At 55.0% G+C, this 21,561-nt stretch carries 18 protein-coding genes and 4 pseudogenes; 8 read left to right on the plus strand and 14 right to left on the minus strand.

The features are described 5' to 3' along the window. Positions 1-54: 54 nt before the first annotated feature. Both CWR53_RS13210 and CWR53_RS13215 read left to right on the plus strand, forming a co-directional pair. Complete coding sequence (locus tag CWR53_RS13210; RefSeq protein WP_138031822.1) at positions 55-681, plus strand: ABC-three component system middle component 1; 627 nt, start codon at positions 55-57, stop codon at positions 679-681. Next, positions 678-3,050 (plus strand): AAA family ATPase, encoded by a 2,373-nt coding sequence (locus CWR53_RS13215; protein WP_100851796.1) that lies wholly within the window; start codon positions 678-680, stop codon positions 3,048-3,050. Before CWR53_RS13210 ends, CWR53_RS13215 begins: the two co-directional genes overlap by 4 nt. 108 nt (positions 3,051-3,158) lie before the next feature. On the opposite strand, the gene umuC is transcribed toward CWR53_RS13215, so the two are convergent. From umuC to CWR53_RS13230, 3 genes are all read right to left on the minus strand, one after another. Beyond that, complete coding sequence (gene umuC / locus CWR53_RS13220) at positions 3,159-4,439, minus strand: translesion error-prone DNA polymerase V subunit UmuC (RefSeq protein ID WP_100851797.1); 1,281 nt, start codon at positions 4,437-4,439, stop codon at positions 3,159-3,161. Further along, complete coding sequence (locus CWR53_RS13225) at positions 4,426-4,854, minus strand: LexA family transcriptional regulator (protein ID WP_100851798.1); 429 nt, start codon at positions 4,852-4,854, stop codon at positions 4,426-4,428. Before CWR53_RS13225 ends, umuC begins: the two co-directional genes overlap by 14 nt. 529 nt (positions 4,855-5,383) lie before the next feature. Continuing rightward, positions 5,384-6,022 (minus strand): helix-turn-helix domain-containing protein, encoded by a 639-nt coding sequence (locus CWR53_RS13230; protein ID WP_219995114.1) that lies wholly within the window; start codon positions 6,020-6,022, stop codon positions 5,384-5,386. A gap of 110 nt (positions 6,023-6,132) precedes the next feature. On the opposite strand from CWR53_RS13230, the gene CWR53_RS13235 reads away from it, so the two are divergent. The 3 genes from CWR53_RS13235 (at position 6,133) to brnQ (ending at position 9,783) form a co-directional block, all read left to right on the plus strand. Next, positions 6,133-7,083: an ornithine cyclodeaminase family protein gene (locus tag CWR53_RS13235; protein WP_100851800.1), complete on the plus strand. Its 951-nt coding sequence runs from the start codon at positions 6,133-6,135 to the stop codon at positions 7,081-7,083. A gap of 71 nt (positions 7,084-7,154) precedes the next feature. After that, complete coding sequence (locus CWR53_RS13240) at positions 7,155-8,402, plus strand: FAD-binding oxidoreductase (RefSeq protein WP_100851801.1); 1,248 nt, start codon at positions 7,155-7,157, stop codon at positions 8,400-8,402. A 49-nt stretch (positions 8,403-8,451) separates the two neighbouring features. After that, entirely contained in the window at positions 8,452-9,783 is a 1,332-nt protein-coding gene (gene brnQ, locus CWR53_RS13245) for a branched-chain amino acid transport system II carrier protein (protein WP_100851802.1), read from the plus strand. 350 nt (positions 9,784-10,133) lie between these two features. On the opposite strand, the gene CWR53_RS13250 is transcribed toward brnQ, so the two are convergent. Next, complete coding sequence (locus tag CWR53_RS13250) at positions 10,134-10,532, minus strand: NUDIX domain-containing protein (RefSeq protein ID WP_100852648.1); 399 nt, start codon at positions 10,530-10,532, stop codon at positions 10,134-10,136. A 745-nt stretch (positions 10,533-11,277) separates the two neighbouring features. Here CWR53_RS13250 and CWR53_RS23225 point away from each other — a divergent pair. Both CWR53_RS23225 and CWR53_RS13265 read left to right on the plus strand, forming a co-directional pair. Continuing rightward, on the plus strand, positions 11,278-11,619 hold the full coding sequence (locus CWR53_RS23225) for a hypothetical protein (protein ID WP_100851804.1): 342 nt from the start codon (positions 11,278-11,280) through the stop codon (positions 11,617-11,619). After that, on the plus strand, positions 11,594-11,830 hold the full coding sequence (locus tag CWR53_RS13265; RefSeq protein ID WP_100851805.1) for a hypothetical protein: 237 nt from the start codon (positions 11,594-11,596) through the stop codon (positions 11,828-11,830). The genes CWR53_RS23225 and CWR53_RS13265 overlap by 26 nt, the downstream gene beginning before the upstream one ends. Before the next feature lie 30 nt (positions 11,831-11,860). Here the strand turns inward: CWR53_RS13265 and CWR53_RS23230 are convergent, their stop codons facing one another. The 3 genes and pseudogenes from CWR53_RS23230 to ligD all read right to left on the minus strand — a co-directional run. Further along, complete coding sequence (locus CWR53_RS23230; protein WP_100851806.1) at positions 11,861-12,151, minus strand: hypothetical protein; 291 nt, start codon at positions 12,149-12,151, stop codon at positions 11,861-11,863. 367 nt (positions 12,152-12,518) lie between these two features. Next, positions 12,519-13,130: a LysE family translocator gene (locus tag CWR53_RS13275; RefSeq protein WP_100851807.1), complete on the minus strand. Its 612-nt coding sequence runs from the start codon at positions 13,128-13,130 to the stop codon at positions 12,519-12,521. Between the two features lie 84 nt (positions 13,131-13,214). Then, a pseudogene (ligD, locus tag CWR53_RS13280) lies at positions 13,215-15,350 on the minus strand (DNA ligase D); the annotation flags it as partial. On the opposite strand from ligD, the gene CWR53_RS13285 reads away from it, so the two are divergent. Next, complete coding sequence (locus CWR53_RS13285) at positions 15,351-15,491, plus strand: hypothetical protein (RefSeq protein ID WP_258313155.1); 141 nt, start codon at positions 15,351-15,353, stop codon at positions 15,489-15,491. A 71-nt stretch (positions 15,492-15,562) separates the two neighbouring features. Here the strand turns inward: CWR53_RS13285 and CWR53_RS13290 are convergent. The 7 genes and pseudogenes from CWR53_RS13290 to CWR53_RS13310 all read right to left on the minus strand — a co-directional run. Further along, a pseudogene (locus CWR53_RS13290) lies at positions 15,563-15,904 on the minus strand (LysR substrate-binding domain-containing protein); the annotation flags it as partial. A 10-nt stretch (positions 15,905-15,914) separates the two neighbouring features. After that, positions 15,915-16,196, minus strand: a pseudogene (locus CWR53_RS13295) (transposase); the annotation flags it as partial. A 191-nt stretch (positions 16,197-16,387) separates the two neighbouring features. Then, the gene (locus CWR53_RS23515; protein ID WP_375335498.1) at positions 16,388-17,155 is read right to left on the minus strand and encodes a methyl-accepting chemotaxis protein; all 768 of its coding nucleotides are present in this window, start codon (positions 17,153-17,155) and stop codon (positions 16,388-16,390) included. Between the two features lie 138 nt (positions 17,156-17,293). Further along, positions 17,294-17,476 (minus strand): annotated as a pseudogene (locus CWR53_RS23520) (hypothetical protein); the annotation flags it as partial. A gap of 54 nt (positions 17,477-17,530) precedes the next feature. Then, positions 17,531-18,325, minus strand: coding sequence for a cache domain-containing protein (locus CWR53_RS23525; protein ID WP_375335467.1), 795 nt, complete (start codon positions 18,323-18,325; stop codon positions 17,531-17,533). 98 nt (positions 18,326-18,423) lie between these two features. Next, positions 18,424-19,866: an NADP-dependent succinate-semialdehyde dehydrogenase gene (gene gabD, locus CWR53_RS13305; protein WP_100851808.1), complete on the minus strand. Its 1,443-nt coding sequence runs from the start codon at positions 19,864-19,866 to the stop codon at positions 18,424-18,426. 11 nt (positions 19,867-19,877) lie between these two features. Continuing rightward, positions 19,878-21,521 carry an acetolactate synthase large subunit gene (locus tag CWR53_RS13310; protein ID WP_100851809.1) on the minus strand — a complete coding sequence of 548 codons (1,644 nt, stop codon included), beginning with the start codon at positions 21,519-21,521 and terminating at the stop codon, positions 19,878-19,880. Positions 21,522-21,561: the final 40 nt, after the last annotated feature.

Consider the following 21,561-nt stretch of genomic DNA (forward strand, 5'->3'; position numbering starts at 1 on the left):
ATCTCTAATAATGGCTATCAAAGTATTGACTTCGACTTCGATGAGCCGCGCTTCATGATTACACTTTTCAAAGCCCGCGATGAAAATAAGCAAGAGTATTTTCTCTCCCTCCAAGCCGAGGAGCAAGATAACGAAGTTGCGATCCAGCTTTTGGAGGAGGAAGCTCAATCTATTTTTGATAAGGTTCGAAACTCAGGAAAGGCCGAGCGCTTCTTTGAAAAGAACTGCACAATGATTGTGTGCCATGAATCACTAAAAATAAAAAAAGAGACGATATTTTCTTTAGAGGAAGACCCCTACAATTTCAAGAAAAACGTCCTAACGTATTCTACCGGTGAATTGCTAGCCTTGCAGACCTATCTTTCATCCAACGGAATTGAAAAGATAGATAATGCCATCATCAATAATATCTTAAACGCCAATGGGGGGAAAAGTTTTCTCGAATTTAAAGAAAGCTCCACCAGAGGCCTTTATTCGATAGTTCTTAAGACCATCCTCAAGCTACCCTTCCTCATCTACACTCCTCAAGAGCAAAAGCTTAGCAATCTTGCATTAGACATTGAAAACAACCTTTCATTTGGCCTCAATGCAATTTACAAAGAAATAATTTCATTGGAAACCGAATGGAATGATGAAAACATCTTAGATGAGGTCAAGAAAATTTGGAGTCTTGAGCTATGATATTTTTGACCAAAATTATACTAATAAACTTTAAGATTTTTGGCGGAGAACCCTACTCCATTAGCTTCGAAGGCAACAAGCTAGTTCTTTTGGATGGGCCAAATGGATATGGCAAAACTTCAGTATTCGATGCCGTCGAGTTAGCGTTAACAGGAAATATCAGCAGACTAATCACCCTTGAAAACCGCCAGAATCCTGCAGACATTGTTGTAGCCCATAAAAATGCTTCTTCAGTAGAAATTTTACTGGAGTTCAAAGATGAAAACGCCAATACGAGGCTTTTTCAACGCAAGCTCAAAAGCAATGTCAGCGGTGCCGCGAAGCGAATAGCTAGATTCGCAGAGCTCTGGGAACTCAATGAAATCATCGACGGCAATGCCGAGCCAGTGAAAGCAGATGTTCTTGAGCATTTTTTTGACAGCAAAAACTTCGCCAGGGACTTTTTGCTATTCCACTATGTCCAGCAAGAAGAAACTTCACGATTCTTAAAAACAAATAATGAAACTCAGCGCGCCACTGAACTTGCGCAGCTTTTCGGGGACACCCGGGAGGCTGACGATAACCTAGAGAAACTGACCAGCGCGCATAAGAAAATCAACGCCGCCAAAAAATTAACAACTAATCGAATTTCAGAACTTCAGCGCCTCTACCATCTCAACCCCGAGGTGGAGATTACGGCTGAGCCTACGGAAGCACATCAGTATGCGTTCCCGTGGCTGTCCGATAGCAACATTTCTCCTTATTGGGATTTAGAAACAATACCTGAATTAACCGAACAAAGATTTAGTGCTTCTCTTGCTGAAATTGAAGCCATAAAATGGCTGGTAAGACACAGTGATTTCTATTTAAGGAACCGTCATTACCAATCAGCATTACACCAACGCAACCTTCTTGAGCTCTACGTAGGCTATGCTAACACACATCTAAACTATCAAAACCACCAAGAATTCAGCAAGACCTATCAAGAGGTTAAGAGTTCATACAACATCCTTCAGCAAGAAGACATTAGTGACATACTAAAAAATTCTCGATTAGAGAATCTCTATGCTGCGCTCAAGCTGCCTGGCAGAGACGAATTTCGTGATGCCCTGACATCGCTCAACACAACAGTCTCAACAAACAAAGGAATTAGCTCAGTTTATGCAGAAATCCTGAGCCTCCACTCCAAGCTTTCTCCATCCCTAGATGCCACTCCCAACGAAACCTCATGTTACTTCTGTGGCCATGATCATGACACGCACCTTGCACTGAAAGCGGCTGTCACCAATCATGGTGACTTGCTCCGCAGTGAGCTTTCAGATAAAGATAGAATCACCGTAACTGCTCGTGAAAGCTTCTCTAAGCACTACTTGGCAAACTTACTCAATGCCTGTAAAGTCTATTTAGAAGCCAACGCAGAAGCAGGGCATACCGACCTGAACAAACTTGCAGAAGCGTTCGCATCCAAAGATCGTTTAGACAATATACGACAATGGCTGACCACAGAGAACATTGAGTATGAAGACCTACTCGCTAAGGAGTTTCCAGTCACAGCTCGCGACAGATATATCGCCGAAGCGACAGATGTACTGTGCGAAAGAATTAGAGCGCTTATCGGGCCCGCACCAGACAACTTCTACGAAAGCCACAACCCAACAACTCTAGACCGAATCTTCAAAGATTACTTCAACAAGACCTCCGAAAGCTTAAGTAGCTACCCATTAGAGCTACTCACTCAGAAAGAAACCTACATAAAAGAGCAATATGGCAACGACATGAGAGCGTATGCCGTCGAATTGCAAAAGTTGCAGAAGAATGACGCGCTCTATGAGCGAGCACTCTCCGACATTGGAGACCTGATAACAACTGTCAGATCTCAAATCAGAAAATACAGAAAAGATCTCATAACAGATATTGAAATTCCTTTTTACATTTATTCGGGAAAAATACTTCAAAGCCACCAAGCCGGTATAGGTCACGGGATATTCATTAAAGACCCAACTGGTGAGGACGAGTTAAAAAATGTGCGCTTGGTATCGGACTGGAAGAGCGATCACGACATTCTAAACACCATGAGCTCTGGACAAATTTCTGCAGTTGTGATTGCCTTGACGCTAGCGTTGCACCGCGTCTACTCTAAAAAATTCGGAACAATATTAATTGATGACCCTGTCCAGACGATGGACGACATCAACATGTCCTCATTGGTCGAGCTATTACGAAATGACTTCCAGGACAAGCAAATTGTCCTTTCCACCCACGAAGACAAAGTAGCAAGGTACTTTACGTACAAATATATTAAGCATAGCGAAAGTGTCAAGATTGTAAACTTGATGCAGCGCAGAGAATATGTGCCGAGCAATAGATTTAAGTACAGTACGGATTCATAGGGGTAATCAAACCATCACTATGTGATAGATTTTGCCCGCTTAGCAGCGGGCTTTCTTTTGGTCGCGACGCCCGTCGCATACAACCAGCAAGCAGCACTCCTGATGAATCTACTTGCAGTAAACCGTCCAGAGCTCATCAACCCTCGTCGTGAAACTCTGACTCATCATCTCCCGACGCATACCCCAACTCGGATCCACAGGCACGCTCGCCAGGCGCATTGTTCCCCTGCCCCATCTACCATTCACGGCATCGAGCACTCCCATCAGCTTTTCACTCGCCACTGGCTGAGCCGCCGCGAACAGATCACCCGTGATTTCGTTCGGCTGGCTGAGATCGAGCAGCAGCACCTCTGCCTTGCTGGAGCGGAAGCCCTCTCGGTACACACGCTCCACTCCCTCCTGCGCTGCCTTTGTCAGCAAACGCGTGTCATCCGTGGGGTATGGCAACTCAACTAGAATGCCGTTGGCATACTTGGCCTCATCCGGATTGAACATACCCGTCCGGATGCTCACCCGTAGGCGCTTGCAAAGCGACTGCTGAGCGCGGAGCTTTTCAGCGGCTCGCGAGGTGTAAGTGGCTACGGCCTCTTTGATCGGAGCCAGCTCGGTCAGCCGGGTACCGAACATGCGGCTGCAGCAGATCTCCTTTTTGGGTGGGTCGGGCTCGTCGAGTTCGAGGCAGGTGGTACCACCAAGCTCGCGGACTGTCTTTTCCAGCACCACGCTGAACTGCTTTCTGAGCGACCAGGCGTCGGCATGGGCCAGCTCCCAGGCGGTGCGAATATCCATAGCCGCCAGATGGGCGGAAAGGCGACGGCCAATACCCCAGACATCTCCAGCGTCGCATTTCTTGAGCACCCAGTTACGCTTCACTTCATCGCGCAGGTCGACGACCCCGCCAGTGTGCGACTGCCATTTTTTTGCCGAATGGTTGGCAAGCTTTGCCAACGTTTTTGTCGAAGCGATGCCGACTCCCACCGGAATACCTGTACGTCGGTAAACCTCCGCTCGTATCTGTCGGCCCAGGCGCTCAAGGTCACCAGACATACCCGTGAGCTCAGCGAAGGCTTCGTCGATGCTGTAGACCTCAGAGGCAGGCACCATCGACTCGATCACAGTCATGACGCGTTCGGACATGTCCCCGTACAACTCATAGTTGGACGAGCAGGCTACGATGCCATGCTTACGGAGCTGATCTTTGATCTGGAAGTACGGCTCGCCCATTTTCACGAACGGCTTGGCATCCGCCGAGCGTGCGATCACGCAGCCGTCGTTGTTACTGAGGACGACCACAGGCTTGGTGCGAAGGTCGAGGCGGAACACCCGCTCACAGCTCGCATAGAAGCTGTTGCAGTCGATGAGAGCGAAGACTCGCTCAGACTTTGTCATGGCTTCGCACGCTGAAGGTCACGACACCCCATACCTGGAGCTCTTCGCCTTCGAGAAGGTATCGAGACGGGTAGCGAGGGTTTTCCGATTTAAGCACCACTTGACTGCCGTCCCGGGCAAGTCGTTTGCACAGCGGCTCGCAGTTCACAGCCGCGATCACAATATGCCCGGGCTCAGCCTCGATGGAGCGGTCGACAATCACCAGATCGCCAGGGTAGATGCCGGCGCCGATCATGCTGTCCCCTTCTACACGCACCAGGTAGATGTGCGGAGCCCGGACGTCGAGCAGCTCATCAAGCGAGATACGCTTCTCAAGGTGATCGGCTGCCGGCGAGGGAAAGCCTGCAGGGACATGAAAGGAAAAGAGTGGGAGCTTTGCTCCGCTGGGTTCGAGCGGGCCTAGGATGGTGACCATGACGAAAACGCCTATACTGTATATGCGTACAGTTAAGCGTTTTGGCATCACTTGGCCAATCCACCACAGGGCAGATTAGATGGCCGGCACCCCGAGCGTGGCCCCTGCGGGGCACGGCTGTCGTGTACCGCATCCTGGCGTAGCCAGGTTACGGCCCTCCGGGCTTCCATCCTCACGCCTATGGCCCTCTGGGGCCGGCGCGCTCCGCTTGCTTAGTTGCACACAAAGCTCAAGGAGTTGCTTATCGCAATATTTACGCTAGACCTGTCGCATATCCACGCCGGGCCATGAGGCAACGGAAATCTCCGTGATGACACCATCGAGACTTTTCTTTCACCCAATTTTCACAGCTTCTACACGACAATCTTTCTATCCCTACGTGTGATAGAAGCTCCCATTTGCCCGCCTAGCAGCGGGTTTTCTTTTGCTTTTTTGAGCCGGCCATCCGTCTCCAGGGCTGCTTGTAGATCACAACCTGACTTCGCTGGCTCGCGGCGTTACAGGCGTCTTGTGCATTCCTTGTGAGTCTCTACTGCCCAAGTTCAACGTGCGAACTTACCCACATCACCAGCGCGTCCTCTCCTGAACTGGATGTGCAAGCATGACCCACTCGACTATCGAAGTAGCAGGAGTCGCCAGGGCCAAGGACGAGCGGAGAATATCCGTCTGTGTGCAATGTCACTTGGCCTGACAACACGTAAATGAGCTCTTCCCCAGCGTGACTGAGCAGCGATGGGAACTCCTTTCGTTCGTGAGCACGGATCGTGGTCACAAGCGGGGTGAAGCGTTTGTCCGCAAGGTCGGTGTGAAGCATTTCATATCGATACTGATCAGTGATGTGAGCTACCCCCTGACCATGTCGCGTCACGCTACGCCGTCCGATTGGTGAAGCCTTCGTCACAGGGCTGAATAGCTCGCCCACATCGACCCTCAAGCCGTCTGCGAGGCCTGCGATTTTTTCATAGGTGGGGGACAGGAGCCCATTCTCAATCTTCGACAGCGTCGAAAGCGATATCCCGCTCCGCTGGCTGAGCTGTTGCAGCGTAAAACCCGCCTGCCGGCGAAGCAGGCGCAGCTTTATCGACAGCGTATTGCTCGAAGCCTCAACGCCGCTCTGACCTGAATCTGTGTCGTTCTTTCCCGAAGCCATTGAGGTACTCGTGTTCATCAGGCACGCCGAGCCTATAGACGGCAGCCACGTTGTAGGTTATAAAACTTTCGCATACGAAAATAACCATCCATATAAGAAAGAACCCGTAGAAGAGAGTTGAGCATACCATGCATGTCTTGTCGCAAGCTCAGACCGCCCAATACCTGCCTTTCAACCTGCTCATTGACGCACTGGATGTGGCGTTCAAGGACGGCTGCGAGGTGCCTCTGCGGCATAATCATCCCATCCAGAACAAGCCAGAGTATGAAGACGGTATTCTGCTGTTGATGCCGGCGTGGCAGGTTGGCAAGCGGATGGGAGTCAAAACCGTCTCCATCTTCCCTGGCAACCAGAAGCAGGGCCTTCCTGGCCTGCACTCGGTTTTCATCCTCTACGATTCAAGCACGGGCGTCCCGCTCGCCATCCTTGATGGCGACACCATCACGTCCCGACGCACTGCTGCAGCATCAGCACTTGCGGCTAGATATCTGAGCCGCCCTGACGCAAGCAGACTGCTGGTAGTTGGAGCTGGTCGAGTTGGTAGCTTGTTGCCGGAGGCCTATCGTGCTGTGCGGCCAATCGAGCAGATCAAAGTCTGGGATCGCAACTCTGGTGCAAGCGAGCAAATGGCGACAAGGCTGCGCGATCAGGGCTTGAACGCTGAAGCTGTCGACGATCTTGAGCAGGCTGCGAGGTCAGCTGAGATCATCACCTGCGCCACCCTTTCGAATTCACCCTTGATCCACGGCGACTGGCTGGCAACTGGTGCTCACTTGGATCTGATCGGCAGCTTCACGCCCCAGATGCGCGAGAGCGATGAAGAGTGTCTGCGGCGCAGCACCGTCTTCATCGACACCGAAGAAGCGCTGATGAAGTCAGGTGATCTGCTCGCCCCCATGCAGTCAGGCTCGTTCAAGGACACTGAGGTGGCAGCCACATTGGAGCGGCTCTGCCGTTCACAGCACGCAGGCAGATCAAGAGCAGAGGAAATCACTCTCTTTAAGGCTGTAGGCACGGCACTGGAAGACCTCGCAGCCGCATCCATGGCCTATGACTCATTTTTGGCTGAACAAGCCTAGGCCTCCAATTCGCACCAATGACCGGCGCGCTACTAGGCGCGCCCACGCGTTAAACCGATTGGATTCTGACCATGGCTGAGAACAATGCATTTGTAGTAATCGGGGCGGGTTTGATCGGTATTTGTACCGCACTTGAGTTGACGCACCGAGGGTGCAAGGTCACGTTGATTGATAGCGGAAAGCCAGGCAGAGGCGCTTCCTTCGGCAATGCAGGCTTTATCGCCAGCGAGCTGGTCGATCCGCTGTCTACGCCTGATACCATCCGAAAGGCCATGCCCATGTTGGTGAATCCGCATGGCGCTTTGTCGATTCCCCTGAGGAATCTGCATCGAAGCCTTCCCTGGATGGTTCGATTCGCGTTTTCAGCCCGGTCGCAGGCGGTTGCGAGAGGCAGAGATGCCCTCGCTCAGCTTCTAACAACGGCAGTACCAGCCTGGCAGGCATTGTTGGATCGAGAGAGGCTGAGCAATCACTTGCATCGCTCACACTACATGCGCGTTTGGGAACGCGCTCAAGGCAAGGCCGCTGCTCTTGCTGAACGAAATTTCTACAACGATTGGGGAATTGAGGCTCAGTTCGCCGAGCGAGAACAGGTGAGTGCGTTAGAGCCTGCACTGGACGGTCAGATAAGCCATGCCGTGCTGCTTCCGAATGCCCACCGCTTGAGCGACCCCTATCAAGTCAGCCAACTTCTGTTCAAGCGCTTCCAGGAGCGTGGGGGGCAGTTCCTGCAAGGTCACGTTGAGTCGCTTCGACCAAATGAGCATGGCGTTCAGCTAGCCGTTTCCGGGTCGAAGCAGCTGTTTGACAAGGCGATCATCTGCACTGGAGCGCATAGTTCAGAACTTCTTCGCTCGCTCAATGTGACCGTTCCTCTGATGGCTGAGCGTGGCTATCACCTGAATTTGCCCTCGGTCAAGAACCTGATTACAGGCCCCATTTGCTCAGCAGAGCGCAATGTCTTCATCTCGCCTCTGCAGGACGGGCTTCGTATTGTGGGCTTCAGTGAGCTGGGTGGTGTGACGCTTCCAGAAAACCCGGCGCGTTATGAAACCCTAAAGCATCACCTTGGTGCGCTTCTTCCACAAACCAAGCCGCATCTTGAGCAAGCAAGCAGGTGGATGGGCATGCGGCCAACACTTCCAGACTCACTTCCCGTCATCGACTCACTTCCACATGCACCCTGCATCGGCTTCGCGTTTGGCCACCAACATGCAGGTATCACGCTAGCGGCCACCACCAGTCAGCTGATCGCAGACCGAATGACAAAGGGGTTCGACGCGATGAACATGACCCCGTTTAGGATCAATCGCTTTTGATCTTTTGCTGCCCCCCTGCCGCACGTCCAATAATAACGAGGCAATATTCATGAAAAGCAACGTCAGCTTCAAAACCTACCTCTCATTATCCTTCTTTCTGTTCTCCATGTTCCTAGGCGCGGGCAACATCATCTTTGCCCCCCCGCTGGGTCAGGCTGCCGGCGCCAACACCTGGGTCGCAATGTCCGGCTTTCTAGTTACAGGTGTTGGGCTTGTGCTATTGGCTATCGTCGCCCTTTCACTATCTGGTGGAACTGTTGAGTCATTGGCGGGGAGAGTTGGGGGCAGATTCGCGACTGTCTTCTCGATCTTGTTGTTCCTGACGCTTGGGCCGATCTACGTGGTGCCACGCACCGCTGCTGTGGTGTTCGAAATATCCGTGTCTCCGTTCACCGGAGCGGACTCTTGGATGTTAATGCTATTCTCGCTCGCCTTCATTGGACTCTCGGTCTACCTTGCTTTGAATCCGAAGAAAATGGCTTCACGCATTGGAAACGTTCTGACGCCCTTGTTCTTGCTGCTCCTGCTGAGCATCGTGGCCAAGTCGATCATCACGCCGATAGCCCCCTTTAGCGAGCCGCTGGGCAAGTACATCGATAACGCGTTCAGCACCGGGTTCACCCAAGGCTATTACACAATGGATGTCCTGGCCGCGTTTGTTTTCGGCAAGATATTCATCGATGCAGCCAAGAACAACGGCGTTCAAGGACGTGACCTGTCAGGCTTGTTTGTACGGGCGGGAATTTTCGCGGTCGTAGGGCTCGGGGCCGTTCAGTTATCTCTGGCCGGGATGGGCGCAAGCAGCTTCGCTGTCCTGGGACAGTCTGCTAACGGCGGTCAGGCACTCACTCAAATTGCACAGCTTCTTCTCGGCAACGTAGGTGTAGTCATGCTAGCCACCGTCGTATTTCTCACCGGTCTCACAACTGCGGTTGCATGCCTTGCTGCCGTAGCCGAATATTTCAGCCGTTTGTTTCCCATGCTGTCCTATCGCGCATGGATTGGCATGCTCGCATTTATAAGCCTTGTGATCACGAACTTTGGGCTCAGCTCAATCCTCGCTCTAGCCTCTCCAGTGCTTCTGGTTCTGTACCCCATCGCAATCACGCTGATCGCCCTGGTGTTCTTGAACCGTTTCTTCGGAGGGCACCAGACGGTCTATATCGGCGCAGCTACCGGAGCTCTGGTTATGGGGGTTTTCGACGCAGCCAGCTCAGTGAATGCCGTCCCGGCTGCGCTGAACGACTTCCTGGCAACTGCTGTTCCCGGCTACTCAATCGGCTTGGGGTGGATTACCGCAGCTCTCGCTTGTGGCTTGCTGAGCCTAGCGCTTGTGCCCATGTCCAAAGGGCAGATTCACGCCAACAGTACAGTCGCCTGAACGGGAGTGCTAGCCTGGTCAGGTTGCTTTTGACAGCGAGCGGTAGCTGAAATCGCATACCGGTTTGGCCGCCCCTTCGCGAGGGTCGGGCGAGCAATGGAGCCCGGCCCGGCCACCAAAAGTTTCTGCTGACGGCACAATTACAAGTGATCGGCGAGCCAGGCGACCATCAGGAGAGCCTGCAAGCCTGCGGTCGGGATACCAATCATTGCCAAACTACTGCCGCTCAAGTTGCAAAAAAATATGTAGCGTGTGGCGGCGGGGTGGAGAAGGTTAAATACTGGCCACCGATATCCAATTGTCGAGAAGATCGATCCTGTGGACGATGTCCTCCCAAATCTTTTTGGGCCCTATGCAGTCAGTGCTGGCAATTGGCTAGATAGCAGCCCAGCGGCTGTAGTGTTCAGCATCGCCGGAGAGAGCTTGCCTCTGAGCACCCATTTGCAGGCCACGATTTCATTGCGAGCAACAGGCCTTTCTTCATCATCGAAATGCGTGGTGAACACGTGGTGAACAGTCATACCCACCTGAACGGTGCACAGGGGAAATAAACCGTGGCCTTCGATGGACGTCTCCTCTTGAAGCTCCCGCGCAGCCGCTGCGGCAGGTGACTCACCTGGCTCGATAGCACCGCCAGGAAAATTCCACTTGCCGCATTTTTTCCGTACTAGCAGAATCCTGCCGCTTCGAAGACAGATGATCGTGGCCCTGGCCTTGATCTTGGCTTTTCGCTCTTTTTTGTCCCGCATGCACACACTCAGCTCGTCAATAGGTTCATATCCGTCTCGTTGTAGCGAGTAGAGACTTATTCCCTGAAGACTCACCTTTATGACGACTCGTTCAACCCTCATGGGCACAGTTGTCTTTCAAAAGTCCTTTTGATCCGACTGGAGAAGGTGGTAGGTGCAGGTTGCTATACAGCACGGGCTAGGCGTAGGGCGTGTCTACCCCCTTCGGTAGTGAGATCACATTGTGAGGACAAATCGTCCACACAATTTTCACGAAGAGCTTGGCACTTTCAAGCTATCCCTACGTGATAGACCTTGCCCGCCTAGCAGCGGGCTTTCTTTTTTCCCTTGAAGAATGCGAAAGCACGGGCCCTCACCCGTGTCCCGCTAGGCAACTCCCGACTCCACGCTCCTGGCTGTTCCGGCTCGCACAGTCATGCTCCGCTTCCGCCCGGGTGGGATAGTTCAAAGCTAGCCGTGTTTTGCCATGGGTATCATAGAGATCGTACCCAGCACCTAAGGCAGACGGGACGCCAATACGCCGAGGAAATTGCTCTTTCTCTTGGGGCATGGCGGGGATTACAACAAAGCGCGTATGCATGACCATCCCTCTTCGTAGCAGTCCTTTGGTATTAGTCCCACTATGTGAAAGCATCAAGGCAACTGGTAGCTACTACGACCTTGAAATGCCCCGAGATGATTGAAAGCTCTGATACAGACGAAACGGGCTAGGCTGTCCTGATGGAGATGTAATTAGGAGGCAAGGATGCGACATCGTGGAGCAGTATTTTGGGCTTGGGCCGATCCAAGCCTGCAGCACCATTCCCATGAAGAAATGCTCGTGGACGGAGCACGACTGGATGTCCAAGTGAGGCTTTCCCGCACCGGCGACACTCAGTTATTCATTGGGATCTATGAGCGCTCTGGCTTGGCCCGAATTGAAGAAGCTTACGCCAAGCGGCCTGGCGAGACGGTTACGCGGGCGATGGTATGGGGCGCTGGCAGAGGACGAGCCTTGGCTGAGATTGGGGTGGAGCGCAGTGGAGCAAGCTCCCGCCAGAACGTGAAAGAGGTGGATGTCCATGGCAAATCAGATTGCAGAGCTTGAAGCGCACTTAGAGCTTCTTGCCCAGGTAGCCGACGAGCTTGAACAGCAAGTAGCGCCCTGCCCCACAACTCGACCGGTGCTGATCGCGTGGTTGACGGAGTGGATTCGAAGCCCTGAAGCGTTGAGCGAAATCAGGCGTGAGCTTCCTCGCCTTCCCCAAGTTTTAAAGTCGGCGTACAGCGAGTGGAATCACCTGGGTGACGGTGATTAGTTCGCCGCCACCACATCTTGAATCTGAGATTTATGCTACCTGACGTTCAACAGGCAACTGATTGGTTGCAAGGCATCGGGCGCGTCCCACGCCCCACGCCAGAGCCCGAGTCATTGATTCGCCAGGGCGCGAGAGGAAAGCCTCTTCATGGAGTGCCATACCCGTTCCGGCATATACACCGATGAACAATTGAGTGGCACCTGTACGCGACAGTCGCACCTGGACATCCATGCTGGTGCCATCGTCAAGTGTCTCGTTGTGAGCCCTATGATGCAGCGTTGGGTCTGCCCAGTTCCAGAAAACGTCACCGCGAATCCGCATGCCGACCTCCTACGACTTTAGTCTTATTTGTGGGGTGCTCTCACCATAGCGCAGCGAAGCGGCAACGCAATCACCGGCGGGCGGATTATGACGTGCGTATATGACGGGATGTGACGAGGAGCAAGGTACAAGCCGTGGCTTGATTCAAGCTCGGCTGGCCAAAGATTTTGAGGATCTTAAGGACTCTCAGCCTGGTGCCTGATTGCACCGGTGATCGCTCCATTCGGGCGGAGAAAAACCATGTCAAACATCCGCTGCCGTCCGCGATTTCTATTTACTACGCTTTGAGCCTCAACAGTGCGTCAGGTCGGCTCCGTCGCACTGGACAACTGATGCTTCTATCGCACCAATAGTTGCTTGGCTGTACTCATCGCGAGACCGCCATCCAACCAGCGCAGGCGGTCATTATCCCTGCTGAGGTTCGGTTGAGCCGCTTCATGGCCTTTGTCGAGCGAATCGCCCGCGTGATATTCGATGCGGCAAGCAGGTAAGCCAGCTGAATGGTCAGATCAATACCGATGCCGAGTAGCGTAATGAACACCACCTCAGAGGTAGTCAGAGAGGTAAGGTCAAACGCATGAGGCAAAACAGCGCCGAAGAACACCACGGCCTTAGGGTTGCTCAAGGTCAATGCAGCGCCGGCAAGAAGCCCACGACCTGCAGATCGGTTGTCCGGCTGCTGCGGTTTTTCGACATTCTTTGTCCAAAGGCTCCAGGCGATGAATAGGATGAATGCAACACCCAACCACTTCACTGCCACGAACACGTGCTCAAACTGCAGAGCCAATGCAGCGAGCCCTAGCGTTGCCACGAGCAGCCACACTGCATTACCCAATACCATGCCAGCAATGTAAGGCACCGACGAACGAGCCCCACGGGCAACCACCTGACCGAGCAGGCCAGCTTGGGCCGGGCCGGGAATGGCCGCTGCGATAGCGAACGGCACAGCGAAAAACCAAATAGAGGACGTTGCACTCACGAAACCATCCTTATCTCTGTTCTACTTTCGCGATGATGGCCCAGACAGCGTGCGCCCTCAACCCACCCGCAGCAACATAGAGGCCTACTTCATTCCAATCCGCGTTTTCATTTCCAGGGTGATCAATTGCCTGGTGCTTGGCATACCCTCCCACGGGTCATCGCCACCCAGTTCATCCAGCCGCTCCTGAACATTCTTGATGTTCCACTTGGCCGCCGACTGCAGCTCGACGATCTCCTCCCTGAAGATTGGCACCGATACCGGCAGCCCCTCCCTGGCCCGCGCCGAAAAGACGTTGGCGGTGGTGGCCCCTTTGCCGTTGCGCAGGTAGTCGATGAAAATCTTGCCGATACGATTCTTCGGGCCTAACACGGCTGAAAACCGATCCGGGATCAGCTTGGCGATGTACATCACGATGGCCTGGCTGAAGTCCTTCACCTCTTCCCATGAAGCTTTAGGCGCGAGCGGCACCATGATGTGGATGCCCTTGCCGCCACTGGTTTTGAGAAACGACTGCAGGCCCAATTCATCGAGCACCACCAAGGTCAGCTGAGTGGCTTCGACCATGACCTTCCAAGGCAGCGCCGGATCAGGATCGAGATCCAGCACGAAGCGGTCTGGCTGTTCGATGTGGTCAGTTGTGCCGTTCCAGGAATGCAGCTCGATGGTGCTCATCTGCACGGCACCGACCAGGGCTTCGACACTGTTGATGACCATACCCGCTTTACCCGCTTCTGCTTTCGGCACCGTCGTGATGTTCGGGATGGCGAGACGGTCAGCATTTTTCTGGAAAAACAACTCGCCGGTGATCCCCTCGGGTGCCCTGACCAATGCAATGGGCCGGTCTTTCAGGTGAGGCAGGAGCCAGGGTGAGACCTGCGCGTAGTATTCGGCCAGGTCTCGTTTGGTGAGGCCGCTGCTGGGATCAATCACACGCTCCGGGTGGGTGATCCGCACCTTGGTAGCGGAGCCCTTATCGTCCGATTTCGCCTTGACTGACCTTCGCGCCTTCGGCGCAGGCGCCGGCTTCTCCTCCGTGATGTCCTGGGCAGGCTTGTCCGTCCGGATACCATGGAACACCGCGTGCCTGACCACGCCGTCCGAGGTGATCTCAGCGAAGGTGACCTCGGCCAGCAGCGTCGGCTGCAGCCAGTGAATGCCTTTGCCGTCGACACCTTTCGGCGGGTTCGTCACCGGCACCTGTTTCTGCTCCAGCGGAAGTAGAGTTTCCAGGATGGTGGCGAGAGTCGACTCGGTGAAACCAGTACCGACCTTGCCGGCGTATCGCAGCTTTCCGCTGTCTTCGTCAGTGAGGGCTAGGACTAGAGCCCCAAAGCCGCTTCTCGCGCCTTTCGGGTCGGTGTAGCCGACAATGACGAACTCCTGGCGATGCTTGCATTTGAGCTTGATCCACGTGTCACTGCGCCGGGATACGTAGGGACTGCCCAAGCGTTTGCCGATGAGCCCCTCCATACGCATCTGACAGGCACTGTTCATCAATGCGTCGACGTCTTCGGTGAAGTCTTCGGAGAACCTCAGCAGCGGGTCGGTCGAGTCAGCGAGAAGCTGCTTTAGCAGTCCACGACGGCTCTCAACCGGCACCTGCCGAAGATCGGTGCCATTGAGGTAAGGCAGGTCGAACAGGTAGTAGACGATGCCTTGGCTCTTGCCGGCGTCGAAAGCGTTTTGTAGCAACTGGAAATTCGGCACGCCGTTTTCATCCGGGATGACGATCTCGCCATCCAGCCAGGCCGTTTCTAGCCCGAGCGAGGCGATTGCAGCCGCCTGCTTGGGCAGCTTTGCAGTCCAATCGTGACCATTGCGGGTGAACAGCCGGACGTCATCTCCATCGACGCGGCACAGCATGCGATAGCCATCGAACTTGATTTCGTAGCGCCACTCTTCAGAACGAGGGCTGGAGTCGACCAGGGTCGCTAGCTGCGGAGAAAGCTTCTCTGGCAGTGCTGCAGCCACAGCGCCTTCAGTGCTCGGCCCGGTGACGGTTGTGGGAGGGTTCGGCTTGGGTGACGTGGCCTTCGCCCGACCGCGATTCTTGGGGATGATGGTACGGTCGCTGAGGACACTATTGGGCAGCTCGACTACCACGTCGAAATCAGCAAGCGGCTTGGCGACCTCATCCTGATGCTTGATCAAAAACCATTGTTCCTGCTTACCCTCGATGTTCGTCCGGACAAGGTTCCATAGGCCCGAGAGCTTTTCATGAAAAAGGCGGTGATGTACTGGTTGGAGAAAGTCGAGGCAGGTGCCGGCGTTGCTGAGATGCTGTGCGAGAGCAAACTAGATGATGATGATCGACTCAACAGCGTCTTGGGCCGGCAGCGACTGCTGAATGCCGAGTAGCGAAACAGAGCGACCGCAGCCAATCACTGCGGTCGTTTCGGGTAAACAGCCTCAACACACCCGCACCCCGCTCAAATGAGCGATGCCTGAGCGAGACAGTGCCGGAAACTCTCCAGGAACACCGTCTCCGCCATGGTCATCCTCTGCTCTCTGTTCCAGAGCAAGTGCAAGTCCGCGTTGACGATGCCTTCAGTTGGCGGCAAACGCCATAGCAGCCCCTTCTCTAGATCCTCATGAAACAGGTGCTCAGGCATGCAACCTACTCCGAAACCGGCGCAGACGAGCCGTTGAACTTCTTCAACACTTGGGGAGGAAGCAACGATGCGCCCGGTGAACCCATTCTGGTCGCGGAACATCGCAAGCGGCGACAAGTTGCCTCCCAACTGATCGCTGACAAAGCTCACAAAGTTTTCTCCCCGCGCTGAGCGTCAGACGAGCAAACTGGCGCATCGAAGTAATCTCGTACAGCGCCTCCTCCATGACTGGATCACTCAACGAGAACCAGTTCTGCAACAGGTGAATGCGCAGCATGGTTTCCAGTGGATACGGCCTGCGGCCACCGCCAGCCTTTGGGTAATGCGGCTCGATCAACGCCACCAACCCGCTCCACGGCACCACCTGTTCCATCTCGCCCAGGAAACGCTCGCGGCGGGTTTGCTTGCGCTTAGCGGCGTACTCGAAATCGGAAAAGCTCATCTGGCTCATGGGGTGGCGGGATTGTAGAGGGCAATTGGACGGAGGGATATTTCAGCACAGGTCAGATGGCCTGCGCTGACTTGATCGGAGAATCCCTAGCGCTTCAAAAGGCTTTCTCATGCGAAAACGGACGCGAGGGGGCGTCTGCTGTCCCATAGAGGGATAGAAAAAATCCGCTGTAAAGCCTTTTGGCCCAATGCCTACGCTTTGAACCGACCTACCAGGTGATGCAACTCTGAGGAAAGGGCAGACAGATGCTTCGACCCTTCATGTGCACTATCTGAAAGCTGCTCGACCAGCAACGCATCCTGATGGACTTGGCATATGTGCTGATTGATGTCTTCAGCGACCTGGTGCTGCTCCTCAGCTGCCGTGGCGATCTGGTTGTTTTGGTCGCGGATGTGATCTACCGCATCGCGAATCCCATCGAAGCTCTTGCTGGTACGGTTGATTCCATCAACGCTAGCGGTCGATCTCTCGAGACTGCTTTGCATCTGCTGGGTAACTTCCTGAATCCGACGCGACAGGCCTCCTAGAAGGCCGTCAATTTCACCAGTGGAGTCGGATGTTCGCCTGGCCAAAGCACGCACCTCATCAGCGACAACTGCAAACCCCCTACCCTGTTCACCTGCACGAGCGGCTTCGATAGCGGCGTTAAGGGCTAGCAGATTGGTTTGATCTGCGATTGAACGGATGGTGTCGACGATGGCATTGATGTTATGGCTGTCATGCTCCAACGCGTACATAGACTGGGTGGTCTTAGTCAAGGTTTCACCAAGGTAAGCTATACAGCCCTCTACTTCTCTGATCTGACGCTGCCCGTCATGAACCTGCTTCTGGCCATCCTCCGCTGCAGTAGCTGCTGCGATGCAGGAACGTGCGACTTCATTCGAAGTAGCCACCATCTCGTTGAATGCGGTAGACACCAATTCCATCGAGGCACGCTGCCGAGAAGCCACCTCGTTCATTTCGGTGGCAACCGCTATGGAATCGTCTGATCGAGCCTGTAGAGAGGATGAAGCGCCACCAATGCGCTGCACCAACTCCCTGATAGTTACTAGGAAGGTGTTGAACCACTTGGCAAGCAGAGCTGTTTCATCCCGGCCGGTCACTTCCAGCGAAGCCGTCAAGTCGGCTTCACCACTGGCGATGGTCTCGAGCCCACTAGAAACGCCTTGAATCGGCTTCACGATCATGTTCGCAAATAGCCTACCGATAAACGCGAATAGCAAGGACAGAACGACAGCAATACTGCTGATGAGCGTAATCAGTTGATTGGTGGAGGCCATAACCTCCTCATACTTGATCAGCCCAATAAATTGCCAACCGAGCTTTTCCGACGTCTATGCGTTAGCAAGGTAGCGCACCCCGTTGATCGTGACTTCGGACAAGCCGCGTGCCTGCGCAAGCATGCGGTAGCCTTGCCCGAGATCCGCGAGCTTTTTGAAATTGTGCGTTGGGTCGCTTGGGTCGACCAAAACCGTGCCGTCCCTCTCTACCAACATCAGATAGCCACTCTCCCCCATTTTTATTTGCCGAACGATGTTGGTTAAACGCTTGATCGAAACATCAAGAGCTACCACACCAGCTGGGTGCCCTGGCGATCTCGCTACCGTCATCGCATTACTGATCAATAACTCTCCTGTATCTTCCCAATAATAGGCAGGTGTGCGCGCCACCTTGCCAGGCGTGGCCATTGCAGCCTTGTACCAAGGGCGAACTTGCGGATCATAACTGGCCAGCGCCGCAGGGTTGGGCCAGTTTACGAATGTGCGGTCTTCGAAGCCCACCGCAACGGTCGCAGCAGAGAAGGCGGACGCATATTGCTCGAAATACTGTAGGAGCACCTTGCTTTCTTCAGGCAAAGGCACAAGCGCTGCGTCAGCGCTCGAGTAGTCCTTTAGATCGCGAGCCTGAGCAACTTGAGGGCGCTTAGCTAGGTATTCGACACTCTGTCCGATTCCTTCGAAGAACAGGTTCATGCCGTTTTCGATCTGCCGAATTTCCCGGCTACTGCTGTCGAAGAATGTCGCTCGAACCTGGGTACGCAAATTGATGATGACAATGGTTGCTACGATGATGACCGGCAAACACGCGATGGCTACAAAGGCCCACGTCAGTTTCTGTTTTATGCTCACTTAGCGATCCTGCTGAATTTAAGCAAGGCGCCATTCATGCTCGGCTCCCTGTTGATGCAACCTCTAACGATTGCTCGCCTCTTCGCTTTGTCCAATACCTAGACGCTGAGGCACAGGTACTTGATTTCGAGATAGTCCTCGATACCGTACTTGGAACCTTCACGGCCCAGGCCCGAGGCCTTGATGCCACCGAATGGCGCGACTTCGTTGGAGATCAGGCCGGTGTTGATACCCACCATGCCGTATTCCAGGGCCTCGGCAACACGGAATACACGGCTCATGTCGCGGGCGTAGAAGTACGAGGCCAGGCCGAATTCGGTGTCGTTGGACATGGCGATGACCTCAGCCTCGTCCTTGAAGCGGAACAGCGGCGCCAGTGGGCCGAAGGTTTCTTCCTTGGCAACGGCAGCGGTTTTCGGCACGTCGACCAGGATGGTCGGCTCGAAGAAGTTGCCTTCGATCAGCTTGCCACCGGACAGCACCTTGGCGCCTTTGCCCACGGCGTCTTCGATGTGTTCCTGAACCTTGGCAACGGCCTTGCCGTCGATCAGCGGGCCAGTGGTGGTGCCTTCTTCCAGGCCATTACCGATCTTCAGCTTGGCAACAGCGGCGGCCAGCTTCTGGGCGAACGCGTCGTACACGCCGTCCTGCACGTAGATACGGTTGGCGCAGACGCAGGTCTGGCCGTTGTTGCGGTACTTGGAGATGATCGCGCCCTCGACGGCCTTGTCCAGGTCGGCGTCGTCGAACACGATGAACGGGGCGTTGCCACCCAGCTCCAGGGAAACTTTCTTGATGTCCTTGGCGCATTCTTCCATCAGCTGACGACCGATTTCAGTCGAGCCAGTGAAGGACAGCTTGCGTACCAGGGAGTTGCCCGTCAGCTCGCCGCCAACTTCGCCAGCGCTGCCGGTAACGACGCTCAGCACGCCAGCCGGGATGCCGGCACGGGTGGCCAGCTCGACCAGGGCCAGGGCGGAGTACGGGGTTTGCGAGGCAGGCTTGAGCACCATGGTGCAGCCAGCGGCCAGGGCCGGGCCGGCTTTACGGGTGATCATGGCGGCCGGGAAGTTCCACGGGGTGATGGCCGCGGTAACGCCGATTGGCTGCTTGATGACGATCAGGCGCTTGTCTGGCTGGTGGCCCGGGATGGTGTCGCCGTAGACGCGCTTGGCTTCTTCGGCGAACCACTCGATGAACGAGGCGGCGTAGGCGATTTCGCCCTTGGCTTCGGCCAGTGGCTTGCCTTGTTCGGTGGTCATCAGGCGAGCCAGGTCGTCCTGGTTCTCGATCATCAGTTCGAACCAGCGACGCAGTTTGTTCGAGCGCTCTTTGGCGGTCAGTGCGCGCCAGGCCGGCAGGGCCTTATCGGCAGCTTCGATGGCGCGGCGGGTTTCAGCAGTGCCCATCTTCGGCACGGTACCGATGACTTCACCGGAGGCCGGGTTGGTCACCTTGATGGTCTGGCCATTGTCCGCATCCAGCCAAACGCCGTTGATGAATGCTTGCTGGCGGAGAAGTTGTGGATCTCTCAATTGCATAGTCTTTGTCCTCAAATGGCGGCGCTGCGCTCGCGAAGATCCATGTTCAGGATCCGGTCGTTCTCGCTGTAGTCGACTGGACAGTCGATCACATGCACGCCTGGAGTCTGGATACAGTGCTCGAGCAGCGGCAGGAAGGCTTCGGCGCTTTCCACGCGGTGACCGTTAGCGCCGTAGGATTCGGCGTACTTGACGAAGTCCGGGTTGCCGTAGTCCAGGCCGAAATCGGTGAAGCCCATGTTGGCCTGCTTCCAGCGGATCATGCCGTAGCCGTCGTCACGCAGGATTACCACGGTGATGTGCATGCCCAGACGGACTGCGCTTTCCAGCTCCTGGCTGTTCATCATGAAACCGCCGTCGCCACACACCGAAATCACCGGACGATCCGGGTACACCAGGTGCGAAGCCATTGCCGATGGCAGGCCGGCACCCATGGTCGCCAGGGCGTTGTCGAGCAGAACGGTGTTTGGCTTGTGCGCCTTGTAGTTACGAGCGAACCAGATCTTGTAGATACCGTTGTCCAGGGCGACGATGCCTTCGGACGGCAGTGCGCGACGGATGTCGGCGACCAAGCGCTGTGGGTAGACCGGGAAGCGGTTGTCGTCGGCGCCTTCGGCGATCTGTGCTTCGTTCGCTTCACGGATCGCCATCAGGCGGGTGAAGTCCCAGTGCGCAGTGTCGTTCAGCGCTTCGCTGATTTGCCATACGGCGTTGGCGATGTCGCCGATCACTTCCACCTGCGGGAAGTACACGGCATCGACTTCGGCGGAGCGGAAGCTGATATGGATGACTTCGGTACCACCGCGAACCATAAAGAACGGTGGCTTCTCGATCACATCATGGCCGATGTTTATGATCAGGTCGGCGGCTTCGATGGCGCGGTGAACGAAGTCACCAGAAGATAGCGCGGCGTTGCCGAGGAAGCGCGGGTGGCGCTCGTCGACCACACCTTTACCCATCTGGGTGGTGATGAACGGGATGCCGGTTTTGTCGATCAACTGCTGCAGCACCTTGGCAGTCATCTTGCGGTTGGCGCCGGCACCAATCACCAGGATCGGGCTGCGGGCCTTCTGCAGTTTCTCGACGGCAGCTTCGATGGCCACGTGCTCGGCCAGCGGGCGACGGTGCAGGCTCCGTGGGATCGGCAGGGCGTCGGTCTGCTCGGCGGCGATGTCTTCCGGCAATTCTAGGTGCACGGCACCCGGCTTCTCCTCTTCCGCCAGGCGGAAGGCTTCACGCATGCGCGCCGGGATGTTGTCGGCCGAGGCGAACTGGTGGGTGTACTTGGTGATGGGGGCCATCATGCCGCACACGTCGATGATCTGGAAGCGGCCCTGCTTGGACTTCTTGATCGGCTTCTGACCCGTGATCATCAGCATCGGCATACCACCGAGATACGCATAAGCACTGGCGGTTACCAGATTGGTGGCGCCAGGGCCCAAGGTCGACAGGCTGACGCCGGTCTTGCCGGTCAGGCGGCCATAGGTGGCGGCCATGAAACCTGCAGATTGTTCGTGGCGGGTCAGTACCAGCTTAATCTTCGACTTGCGCAGGGATTCCAGCAGGTCGAGGTTTTCCTCACCAGGAATGCCGAACACATACTCGACACCTTCGTTTTCCAGGCATTGCACAACGACATCGGCGGCCTTGGCCATCTTGCTTGTAACCTCAAAATTCAAAAATTGGGCGCAGCAG

It is taken from the genome of Pseudomonas sp. SGAir0191 (genome assembly GCF_002812565.2).
Classification (GTDB): Bacteria; Pseudomonadota; Gammaproteobacteria; order Pseudomonadales; family Pseudomonadaceae; genus Aquipseudomonas; species Aquipseudomonas parafulva_B.